The organism is Bacillus sp. L75 (genome assembly GCF_003676355.1).
Lineage (GTDB): Bacteria > Bacillota > Bacilli > Bacillales > Bacillaceae > Bacillus > Bacillus velezensis.
In genome coordinates this window covers 201,921-215,356 of the sequence record NZ_ML064902.1, presented here as the reverse complement: position 1 = coordinate 215,356, position 13,436 = coordinate 201,921, and the positions used below count along the sequence as shown (strand labels likewise).

At 50.3% G+C, this 13,436-nt stretch carries 1 protein-coding gene; it reads left to right on the top strand.

What is annotated here, in order from left to right:
* A complete protein-coding gene (locus D5S11_RS04385) occupies nucleotides 1-13,428 on the top strand; it encodes a type I polyketide synthase (protein WP_108724965.1) in 13,428 nt (4,475 codons plus the stop codon).
* Nucleotides 13,429-13,436 lie beyond the last annotated feature (8 nt).

The following is a 13,436-nucleotide window of genomic DNA, read 5'->3' as shown; positions in this document are numbered from 1 at the left end:
GTGAAGAACTTCAATAAGCAAATCACTTTATCGCTGAAAAATCCGTTTATTTTACATCATGACGTTTACGGACAAAAAGTCCTTCCGGGATTGGCTTATATTGATATGTTTTATCAGATTTTCAAAGAGCGCGGCTATTCATACGACGGGCTTCAGCTGCGCCATTTATCCATATATCAGCCGCTTATTGCGAAAGAAGACAGCGCCGTCAAGCTTACGGTCGAATGTACAAAGGTAAAAGAAGGGCGCTGGAAACTTACCGCAAAAGGGGCTGAGGTCAGCGGCGGACGAGTACAGCCGGAAGAACGTATTTACGTCAAAGCGGAAATGCACGAGACGGCACCCGCAATTTTCAGTGACACGCTTGATCTTGACTCTGTCAAACGCGAGGCGGAACGCACCATCGATTTAAATGAGCTGTATGCACAATGCAGAAGCCAGGAATTGGTTCACAGCGGATATATGAAAGCAGAAGGAGAAGTGTTTGAGGAGCGGGACGGCGTCATCTTTGATGTATCGCTCGGAAAAGACGCGATGGGACAGGCCGGGGGGCTTTTGTTCCATCCGACTCTCCTTGACGGAAGCGGCGTCGGCGCAAACCTATTGATCTCATCGCTGTTAAATGGGGAAAAGAGGCTGTTTCTGCCTCTTTTCTACGAATCTTTTACAGCTTCCGAACCTTTGCAGGCCGGCTGCATCACGAGAATCAAACGTTCGTCGCTTCGGCAGGAAAAGGAGCTCATTTACATTACACTGGAGTTTTTTAACGCATCCGGCCGAAAAGTAGCCGAGCTGAAAGATTTCACAAGCAAGCTCGTGCGGGATGCCGAGCTGATCAATACAGAACGAAAGACTGCTGAGAAATCTCCTGAAAAAGCCGGTTTACCGGAAGTTGCGGCATCGCTTGAAGGCGGACACCCGCATGAGGAAGCGGAACGGTATGTCATGAATCTGATGGCGGAAAAAATCGGCAAGCCGCTTGAACAGATTGATTCTCAAGTCGGCTACTATGAAATGGGGCTGACATCGTCCGGACTGCTTGACGTCGTCGAAACGATCAGCGAAAAAATCGGCGAAACCCTTTCTCCGACTTTGCTGTTTGAATATACGACGGCAGCAGAGCTGGCAGCTTTCCTGACTGAGCAGTACGGGAGCCATTTCAGCGCGTCTCCGGCAAAAATGGAGAAGCCGGTTGAGCCGCAAACAGAGAGAAGACGGAAAAGCAGTGTTCCGCAAGATGAAGATATCGCGATTATCGGCATGGCCGGCCGCTACCCGCAGGCCGAAAATATTCATGAATTCTGGGAAAACCTGAAAGAAGGAAAAAACTGTGTCACCGAAATTCCGGAGTCTCGCTGGGACTGGCGCCGGTTTGAAAATGTAAAGTCGCCTTCCGGAAAGAGCATTTCAAAATGGGGCGGATTTATTGATGATCCGGATTGCTTTGATCCCCAATTTTTCCGGATTACGCCGCGGGAAGCTGAAACAATGGACCCTCAGGAACGGCTGTTTTTACAAACATGCTGGGAAACGATTGAGGATGCCGGATATACGCCGAAGTCGCTCGCAGAATCGCGCGGACGGAATAAGAGACAGCGCGTCGGCGTCTTCGCAGGGGTGATGCATAAGGATTATACGTTGGTCGGGGCTGAAGCTTCTTCTGAAGATCATGTATTCCCGCTTTCTCTTAATTATGCGCAAATCGCAAACAGAGTTTCATATTTTTGCAATTTTCACGGGCCGAGCATGGCGGTCGATACGGTCTGTTCATCTTCGCTGACTGCGGTTCACCTTGCTGCGGAAAGCATTCGGCGCGGGGAATGTGAATCGGCGGTTGCCGGAGGCGTCAATTTGTCGCTGCATCCGAATAAATATCTGACATACGGTTTATGGGACATGTTTTCAACAGACGGGGTTTGTCATACATTCGGGAAAGACGGAGACGGCTATGTACCGGCTGAAGGAATCGGTGCCGTTTTATTAAAACCGCTGCGAGAGGCGGTAAAAGACGGCGACCGGATTTATGCGGTGATAAAGGGCAGTGCCGTCAATCACGTGGGGACAGTGAGCGGAATTTCCGTGCCGAGTCCTGTCGCGCAGGCTGATTTGATTGAAGAATGCCTGGACAAAGCGGGCATCGATCCGCGCACGGTCAGTTATATTGAGGCGCACGGGACGGGAACTTCTCTCGGCGATCCGATCGAGGTTCAAGGCCTTGTCAAGGCGTTCCGCCAGTACACACAGGACAAACAGTTCTGTTCGATCGGATCAGTGAAGTCCAATATCGGCCATGCGGAATCGGCTGCGGGCATCAGCGGCTTAAGCAAGGTTGCCCTGCAGCTTCACCATAAAACTTTGGTGCCGTCTCTTCATTCGGAGGAGCTGAATCCGTATTTAGATTTTGAACAATCACCGTTTTACGTCCAGCATCATACCGAAGCATGGCAGCAGCCATCAGTGACGGAAAACGGAACCGAAACCGTATATCCCCGGCGTGCGGGCATCAGCTCTTTCGGGGCGACAGGTTCAAACGTGCATCTCATTCTGGAGGAATTTATCCCTGAAGAATCACACGGAACAAATGCTGAACCGGCAGAAGAACAGACATTCATTTTCCCGGTTTCAGCCCGGAATGAAGAACGGCTAAAAGAGTATGTTGCGAAGCTGTCTGCATTTATTCATCCCGGCCTGCCGCTTGAGGATGCGGCGTATACACTTCAGATCGGCCGTGAACAGATGGAGGAGCGGGTTGCGTTCACCGCTCAGAATATGACACAGCTCAAAGAGCGGCTGGAAGGCTTTCTGGCGGGTAAAACGGTCAGCGGGTGCTGGCGGAACCGAGCTGATAAAAGCAAACAGGCAGAGCTTGCTCCGGACTTGATACATAAATGGCTTTCTTCCGGGAGTCTGGGGATGATTGCCGAAAAGTGGGCCGGCGGAGGAACGATGGATTGGAATCTCTTGTACGGTGAAAACAAACCGAATCGGATCAGCCTGCCGACGTATCCGTTTGAAAAAATCCGGTATTGGGTGCCGAAGGCGGAGAAAAGAGAATCGCTGCCGCAAAAAAATGCAGGCATGCTGCATCCGCTCCTGCATGAAAATGTATCAAACATGTCAGGCGTCCGTTTTCGGTCCTCGTTTAGCGGCGGAGAATTTTTCCTGAAAGATCACGTCGTCAAAAACGAGCGGACGTTACCGGGCGCGGCTTATCTGGAAATGGTCCGGGCGGCCGTTGAACACGCGGCAGAAACGAAGGAAGAAGGAACAGTCCGTCTGAAACATGTTGTATGGATACGTCCGTTTACAGCGGCAGATGAGTCCGCAGAACTGTATCTCCGCCTTTATGACGAAGAAAATGGAGAGATGGGATTTACGGTTTACAGTGAATCGGCTTCCTCGGAAGAAGAGCCCGTACTCTATGCGCAAGGAAGCGCAGCGTTTGTCCGAGCGGGCGAACCGGCCAAAATCGAGATTGACAAATTAAGAGAGTCACGCCGTCTGATCACACCTGACGCTTGCTATCAGGCATACAAACAAATGGGGATTGAATACGGGGATGCTCACAAAGCGGTCACGGAAATCTATGCAAAAGACAGCAAAGTGCTCGCGAAGCTCTCACTCCCGTCATCTATTTCTCATACAAAAGATCAGTTTGTCCTCCATCCGAGCCTTTTGGATGCGGCCTTCCACGCGACAATCGGGTTAATGCTTGACAGAGACGGGACTGACATACGGCCGATGCTGCCGTTTGCTCTCGAACAGATTGATGTGTTGAAAAGCTGTAAAAGCAATATGTGGGTTTCCATTGCGTACAGCGGCGAAAGCAAGCCTGAAGATGCCGTGCAGAAGCTGGATATTGATGTATGTGACGAACAAGGCAATGTATGTGTGAAAATGACTGGTTATTCCGCACGGGAAATTGAAACGGATAAAACAGATACACTATATTTTGAACACGTATGGGAAGAGAAGGCCGCTGTACATGAAAAAGCGCCGATCCATTTCAAAGCCCGTCACGTGATGATATCTGACCGGTTTACGGATCAAATGAACAGCATACAGAGAGACTTCAGCTGTCATGTGCTCCGTGATCAGCATAAGAGTGAAGACGAACGGTTTGAAGCTTGTGCGCTTCAGGCGTTCGAAGAAGTGAAGAAAATCCTCGCTTCAAATTCCGGCGGGCGCGAGCTCATTCAGATTGTCGTGCCTCAAGAAGCGGATACGCAGCTCCTTTGCGGCTTAACAGGGCTTTTGAAAACAGCGGCGCTTGAAAACCCGAACCTGACAGGCCAGCTGATTGAAACGGAGCCGGACGTCAAGGCAGACACGCTGTCCCGATATGTAAAAGAATGCAGCGCTCATCCTGATGACAAGCATATTCGCTATGAAAACGGCAGGCGCTATACGGCACAATGGCAGGAAACAGGGCTTGAACAGTTCGGCGCCGAAAAGCCGTGGAAGGATAAAGGTGTTTATCTGATCACAGGCGGTGCGGGCGGACTCGGATTTTTATTCGCCAAAGAAATCGCCCGGCATGCAAAAGACGCCGTTCTTATTTTAACGGGGCGTTCTCTGTTGGATAACCGTAAAAAAGCCCAGCTTCAAGAACTGTCCGATCTCGGCGCGCAAGCTGTGTACAAACAAACAGACATAACGGAAAAACAAGAAGTTCAATCGCTCATAGCTGACATCTGTCGGCAGTACGGCGGCTTAAACGGTATCATTCACAGCGCCGGAACGATAAAAGACAACTATATTCTGAAAAAGCACAAAGATGAAATCCGTGATGTACTGGCGCCGAAAGTCTCCGGGCTGGTTCATCTTGATGAAGCGGCAAAGGACATTGAGCTTGATTTTCTGATTCTTTTCTCTTCCGGAGCCGGAAGCGCCGGAAGCGCGGGCCAGGCTGATTATGCGATGGCCAATGCGTTTATGAACGCCTTCAGTGAAAAAAGAAACCGTAAAAAAGCCCGAAATGAACGCTATGGACATACCCTTTCAATCTGCTGGCCGCTTTGGAAAGACGGCGGCATGACGGTTGATGCTGAAACGGAAGCCATGCTGACAAAAGAAAGCGGCATGGTCCCTATGCAAACAGAAAACGGCATTCAGGCTTTATACCGCGGGTGGGCGGCAAACACATCCCAAGTCATGGTGACGGAAGGCTACGCCGCAAAAATCCGGGCGTTTCTGAAAAAATCAGCGGATGATCAGCCGGATAAGGGCAGCGAAACGGAAGAAACGGCAGGTCGTACAGCAGGCGGAGAGAACATGCTTGCAGAAAAAACGGAGCATTTCTTGAAACAAGTGCTTTCGGAAGTGACCAAACTTCCTGTCGGCAAAATTGATGCCAAGGCGCCTATGGAAGATTACGGAATTGATTCGATTATGATTATGCATTTGACGGGCCGGCTGGAAAAGAGCTTCGGCTCATTATCAAAAACATTGTTTTTCGAGTACCAGAATATCGAATCGCTGGCGCAGTATTTTATGAAAGCACACCGGGACACGCTGCTGGAAGTGACCGGGATGAAAACAGAAGAAACCCCTGCAGCCAAACCTGCGCTGTCTGAGAAAGCGAAAGTAAAGCCCGTTTTCAAACGGAATGAAGGCAAAAAAGGCTTTGCGCAAGTCCGTCCAGACACGCGGAAAAATCAGCAGCTGACAGAGCGTGAAGATATCGCAATTATCGGTATATCAGGACGATATCCGCAGGCCGAAAATCTTCAGGAATTTTGGAAGAATTTGAGTGAAGGCACTGACTGCATAACCGAAATTCCAAACGATCGCTGGGATCACAGTCTTTATTACGACGCTGATAAAGATAAAGAAGGCAAGACGTACGGAAAATGGGGAGGATTTTTGAAAGACGTGGACAAATTTGATCCGCAATTCTTCTCTATTTCGCCCCGGGATGCAAAATTGATGGACCCGCAGGAGCGGTTATTCCTGCAATGTGTCTACGAAACGATGGAAGATGCCGGTTACACGCGCAAAAAGCTCACGGAAAAATCGGGTGATTTGCTTGGCGCCAATGTCGGTGTTTACGTCGGCGTCATGTACGAGGAATATCAGCTTTACGGAGCCGAAGAACAGGCGCGCGGAAAATCGCTTGCGCTGACCGGAAATCCGTCATCAATTGCGAACAGGGCTTCCTATGTATTCGGTTTTAACGGCCCGAGCATGGCTCTGGATACGATGTGCTCTTCTTCTTTAACAGCCATTCATCTGGCATGCCAAAGCTTGCGGAACGGGGAATGCGAGGCAGCATTTGCCGGTGGTGTCAATGTATCCGTTCATCCGAATAAATATTTGATGCTCGGCCAGAACAGATTTTTATCAAGCAAAGGCAGATGTGAAAGTTTCGGAGAAGGCGGAGACGGTTATGTGCCCGGTGAAGGAGTGGGCGCCGTACTCCTTAAGCCGCTTTCTAAAGCGAAAGCGGACGGTGATCATATTTACGGCCTGATCAAAGGAACGGCCGTGAACCATGATGGAAAAACAAACGGGTATTCCGTACCGAATCCGAACGCCCAAGCCGCGGTGATCAAACAGGCGTTAAAAGACGCGGGAACCGATCCGAGGGCGGTCAGCTACATCGAAGCCCACGGCACCGGGACTTCACTCGGCGATCCGATTGAAATCACGGGTCTGACAAAAGCCTTTTCAGAACAAACACAAGATAAACAGTTTTGTGCCATCGGCTCAGCGAAATCCAATATCGGCCACTGTGAAAGCGCGGCGGGCATCGCCGGGCTGACGAAGGTGCTCCTGCAAATGAAGCATAAGCAGCTCGCACCGTCATTGCATTCCCGGACGCTTAACCCGAATATTGATTTTCCGAGTACGCCGTTCAAAGTGCAGCAGACGCTTGAAGAGTGGAAAAGACCGGTCATAAATGAAAACGGAGTAAATAAAGAATTGCCGAGAACCGCGGGGCTTTCCTCATTCGGAGCCGGCGGCGTCAACGCTCATATTGTCATCGAAGAATATTCCGCTGATGAGGATAAGGAGACGGCTTATGCTGCGCCTCATCCGTCGATGATCGTCCTTTCTGCGAAAAATGAGCAACGGCTTCAAAAACAGGCGAAACGTCTTCTTGATGCACTGCGGAGCGGGCGTTACCGGGAAGCAGATCTGAGCCGGATCGCATATACGCTTCAAATCGGCCGTGAACCGATGGAAGAGCGTCTCGGAATGATCGTCAGCAATTTACGCGAGCTTGAAGAGAAGCTTGACGAATTTACGGGCGGCAAGAAGTCAATTGACCAGCTCTACCGCGGACAAGTCAAACAGAATAAAGACACGATGGCGCTGTTTGCGGCTGATGAGGACATGGAAAAAACCATTGAGGCGTGGCTTGAAAAAGGCAAAGCCGCAAAGGTATTAGAGCTTTGGGTGAAGGGCCTTCCGCTGAATTGGGATAAGCTGTATCAAATGGGCAGACCGCAAAAAATCAGTCTTCCGGCCTACCCGTTTGCAAAAGACAGTTATTGGATCGACATATCAGCAGATGCAGCTGTCAAAAGACCGGCCGAAACACAGTCTGCGCCGATCGCACCGGCGGCCGCCCCGGAACCGGTCATTGAAGTAACAACTCTTCACGAGGAGACTGTCAAAGAAAAACCGTCAAACATTACACTGCAGTCTTTGAGCGGCGCGAAACCGAAAAGAACCGTACAGCCCGCTTCCCGTCCGGCGGTTTCCGCTGAAAAAGTAAGTGCCGTATTGACCGAAAGTTTGGCAGACGTTTTATATATGGATGCCGACGATATCGACGCAGACGACACATTTATTGATATCGGCATGGATTCAATTACAGGTCTTGAATGGATAAAGTCTGTTAATAAAGCATACGGCACGTCCCTTACGGTGACGAAAGTATATGATTATCCGACAATCCGCCAGTTTGCGGCCTTCTTGCAAAAAGAGCTCGGGACAGAACCGATCCTTGAGAAAGCAACCGAACCGCAGAAAACAGAAGCCGTGAAAAAACCGTCAAACATCATGCTGCAGCCTTTAAACGCTCATAAGCAGCATGTGATCCAAGCAGAAGCGGATATTCTGGAGGCGATGTCAGAAACGGCAGCTTCCGCCGAACCGGAACAACCGATTGAAGCGGTGCATGATGAGTTATCAAAAGCACTGGCTGATGTATTGTACATGGAGCGGCATGAAGTAGATATTGATGAGGCCTTTATTGACTTGGGTATGGATTCGATTACCGGTCTTGAATGGATAAAGGCCGTCAATAAACGGTACGGCACGGACTGTAACGTAACGAAAGTGTATGATTATCCGACAATCCGTCAATTTGCCGATTTTCTGCGTACGCAGCCGTCTGTCCGCGGAAGAAAAAAACAGGCGGTTCCCGTACGTCCAAAGCCGCTTACGCAGCAACATGCCCCGCAGGAGAAAACACCTGCCGAGCCGGAGAGATTAACGGTTCAAAAGGAACCTGAACCGGTGCAGGCCAAACGGGAGCCTAAAGACGAGATAGCGGACGCGATAGCCATCGTCGGCATGTCGGGCAAGTACCCGGATGCGCCGGACCTAAAGACATATTGGGACAACTTAGCCCGTGCGAAAAACGCCATTCGCGACATCCCGCTTTCCCGCTGGGATGTAAACAAATACTATGATCCGGCCTTAAACAAGAAGGGCAAAGTATACTGCAGATCAATCGGTATGCTTGACGGCATTGAAGAGTTTGATCCGCTGTTCTTTAATATATCTCCGTCTGAAGCGGAACTTATGGACCCGCAGCACCGGATATTTTTACAGGAAGGTTTTAAAGCCTTTGAAGATGCGGGTTACAGCTCAAAAGAATTAAACGGGAAAAATTGCGGCGTTTATTTGGGGATTATGAACAATGAATACGGCATGATGTTAAACAAACATCAGACAGGAGGAAGCGCGACGGGCAACAGTTTCAGCATCGCGGCGGCCCGCCTGCCTTATTATCTCAATTTGAAAGGACCGGCCATTCCGATCGATACGGCATGCTCTTCATCTCTCGTCGGGGCTCATTTGGCGCGTCAGGCGCTGTTGAATCATGAAATTGACATGGCGCTTGTCGGCGGTGTGACCTTGTATTTAACGCCTGAATCATACATCAGCATGTGTGAAGCCGGAATGCTGTCTCCTGACGGCCAATGTAAAGCATTTGATAACAGTGCGAACGGATTTGTGCCTGGCGAAGGCGCGGGGGCGCTCGTTTTGAAGAGGCTGAAAGATGCGGAAGCCGATCAAGACCATATTTACGGAGTCATTATCGGATCTGGAATTAACCAGGACGGAAAAACCAACGGCATTACCGCACCAAGCGCGAAAAGCCAAATGGATTTAGAGCGCCAAGTGTATGAAGCGCACAACATCCACCCTGAGAGCATCACCTATGCGGAAATGCACGGCACCGGCACAAAGCAGGGGGATCCGATTGAATTAGAAGCCCTGTCTTCTGTATTTAAGGAAAAAACGGACCGCAAACAATTTTGCGCCATCGGTTCGGTTAAATCGAATATTGGGCACACGTCGGCGGCGGCAGGTGTAGCAAGCGTCCAGAAGGTTCTGCTGTCGATGAAGCATCAGCAGCTTGTGCCGACCCTTCATTTCAGCACGCCGAATGAACATTTTGATTTCGATGACTCGCCTTTATTTGTCAATACCGAACTCAAACCTTGGGAAACAGGCGGAGCACCGCGGCGGGCCTGTGTCAGCTCGTTCGGCTACAGCGGCACAAACGCTCATCTCGTTATCGAAGAGTATCAGCCGAAAGACCGGGGAAGCCGAAAGCCTGATGAGACAAACATTTTTGTGCTGTCGGCGAAAAAAGCGCCTCAGGTAAAAACCTATGCCGAGTCTGTGATCGAATTTGCAAAAGCCAATCAGAATATCAATCTTTCAGATATGGCGTACACGCTTCAAACCGGGCGTGATGCGATGGATTACCGTCTTGCGGTTACAGCCGGTTCGAGAGAAGAACTGATCAGCCGTTTAACCGATTTTGTAAACGGAAATACGGGTGAAGGGATATATGAAGCCCATATCAAAACGGCTAAAAAAGAAATCAAAGCATTTGAAACGGACGATGACCTGAAGCAGCTTGTGAGGTCATGGTTCGATAAGAAAAAATACGCCAAAATAGCGGAATTATGGGCCAAAGGGCTTCAGATGGACTGGGACAGACTCTATCAAGGCAAAAAACCCCGCAGAATCAGTCTGCCGGCTTACCCATTTGCGAAGGAGCCGTACTGGCTGCCTGAGCCGAAAGCCGTACCGCAGGAAACAGAAGACCGGCGCGAGGCTGTGCTTTTAGAAAAGCAATGGGTTCCGTGTGAGATCGATTCGGCCGGTGAGAAAAGCGGCAAGACGGTCATGATTCTGGCTGATGGAAGAACAGCGGAGCTAGCCGAAGAGACTGCAAAGCATTTCGCTGACTCATTCATTCTCCCGGTCGATTCGGCTGACACTGCAGCTAGCGATTGGAATCACATAGATGGCGCAATCGATCTGACGGGATGCGGAGACGAAGACCCTTCACTGGAAGGGATCAGCCGGCTCCAGACTCTGATTGATACAAGCCGCCGGCAAGCGCGGCCGCTGACGCTGCTATATGTAACAAAAGGCTTGGAGCCATTTCAGCAGAAAACGATTCATCTTGCAGGAGCGGCAAAAAGCGGCCTGTACAGAATGCTTCAAAATGAGTATCAAAACGTGACGTCCAGACACATGGATGCCGATACAGATACGGATCAGCAGACGCTTGCCAAACAGATTGCAGATGAATTTTCGGCGGACTGCACAGAACCGGAAATCTGCCGCCGAAACGGACAGAGATACCGTGCTTTATTCAGGGAGATACCAAGCGGGAAGCGAGCAGAACATAAGCCCGCACCGTTTCCTGAAGACCATGTGCTTTTCATTACCGGAGGCACGAGGGGACTGGGTCTCTTATGCGCCCGCCATTTCACAGAAAAACACGGCGTGAAAAAAGTAGTGCTGACAGGCAGGGAGCCGATTCCTCCCCGCGATGAACGGTCAGCCGTTAATACGAGACTGAAAGAGAAGATACGGGCGATTGAAGAGCTTGAAGCAAAAGGAGTGCAGGTGGCGGTGATCAGTCTGAAATTGTCTGATCATGATGCGGCGGCAGCGGAAATTGAAACGATCCGGCGCACGATGGGACCGATAGGCGGCGTCATTCACTGTGCGGGATCGGTTAATTCAGTAAATCCGGCGTTTATCAGAAAGACTGCTGACGATATACAAGAAGTGCTGGAACCGAAAGTCGCCGGGCTTCAAACATTAAGCAGCCTTTTCACAAATGATCCTTTGAAATTTTTTGTCTTATTTTCTTCAGTATCTGCAGTCGTTCCGGCGCTCGCGGCGGGACAGTCGGATTATGCGATGGCAAATGCGTACATGGATTATTTCGCGGCGGCTCATCAGCATCAATATCCGTTAGTCAGCATTCAATGGCCGAACTGGAAGGAAACCGGATTGGGTGAAGTCCGCACAGAAAGCCTGAAGCAGACCGGGCTGCTGGGACTGTCCAACGCGGAAGGACTTGACTTGCTGGACCGCATTTTATCTGAAAACATCCGCCCGTCCGTTCTGCCGGCTATCATTGATCGGAGCGAATGGCATCCTGACAGGCTGCTCTGTCAAGAGAAAAAACAAAAAGAGACTGAAGCCGTAATAAACGGCAAAGCCGCTGAAAAACATTCAGACAGAGAACTGCTTATTGATACGAAGGCGTGGCTTGTGAAACTGTTTTCCGATGAGCTGAAAATCGCTCCGGAAGAACTGGAAACAGACGAACCGTTTCAGGATTACGGGGTTGATTCGATCATTTTAGCGCAGCTTTTACAGCAAATGAATCAAGCGCTCAAAGAGGACTTAGATCCGTCTGTTTTATATGAACATCCGACGATTGACGCGTTTTCCGAATGGCTTGTATCCAATGGGCAGCCGCTGCTTGCAGAAAGGGAGGAACCTGATACAGCATTGTTGGTTCCGGCTGCCGTACAAACGGTTCACACTGACCAAAAGCGTGATGCCGTAACTGAAGACATTGCTGTCGTCGGAATGAGCTGCCGTTTTCCGGGAGCGGAATCGTTAGAACAATATTGGGACTTGCTGAGAAGCGGCAGGTCCGCAATCGGCTCCGTCCCGGCGGAACGTTTCGGATATGCAAATCAATACGTTGCGGGATTGATTGACAATATGGATCACTTTGATTCCGAATTCTTTTTCATTCCGGAAAACGACGCGAAAGCGATGGACCCTCAGGCATTGGCGGTGTTGGAAGAGAGCTTGAAACTTTGGTGCCATGCCGGCTATTCCCGTGAAGAAATCAAGGGTATAGAGGCCGGTGTGTATATCGGAGGCCGAAGCCAGCATCAGCCTGATCCTGAAATTCTTGCGAATACCCGCAACCCGATCGTTGCGGGCGGGCAGAATTATTTAGCGGCAAACGTTTCGCAATTTTTTGATCTGCGCGGGCCGAGCATCGTGCTTGATACGGCTTGTTCATCGGCTTTGACAGGAATGAACATGGCCGTTCAGGCACTGAGAAGCGGCGATATCAAAGCGGCGGTAGTTGGCGGTGTCAGCCTGCTGAACACGGATGCGGCGCACCGGATGTTCCAAGAGCGCGGGCTGTTAAACGAAAAGCCGGCATTTCACGTATTTGACAAGCGTTCAGGCGGAGTTGTCCTCGGTGAAGGCGTCGGCATGGTGCTGTTAAAAACAGTAAGCCAGGCGCAAAAAGACGGCGACACGATACACGCGGTCATTAAGGCCGCCGCCATGAACAATGACGGCAGAACGGCAGGCCCGTCAGCTCCTAATATGCAGGCGCAAAAAGATGTCATGCAAAGCGCGCTTTTCAAAAGCGGCAAAAAGCCGGAAGACATCAGTTATATCGAAGCAAACGGATCGGGTTCCGCTGTAACTGATTTGCTTGAGCTGAAGGCGATTCAATCCGTATACCGCTCTGGCCAGCATGTTCCGCTCGGCATCGGGTCAATTAAGCCGAACATCGGGCATCCGCTTTGCGCAGAAGGCATCGCAAGCTTCATTAAAGTCGTATTAATGCTGAAGCATAAACAAACGGTTCCGTTTCTCTCAGGAGATGAACCGATGCCGCATTTTGATATAACAAAGACAGATTTTCATTTTCATAAAACAGCCGGCGAATGGGATGCAGCCAGACCGTCAGCAGCCATCAACTGCTTTGCCGACGGCGGAACGAACGCCCACGTCATTCTGGAAGCTTGGGAAGAAAAAGACACCCGAATGAAAAGAAAGCCGCTGCCGGTACCGTCATTAAGACGTAAGGCTCTGGTAAAAGAGCCTGACGCACCGGCGGAGAAACAAGAGCTTCCTGCGAAAAAAATGTTTTGGAAAGCATTTAAATGAGAGAGGAG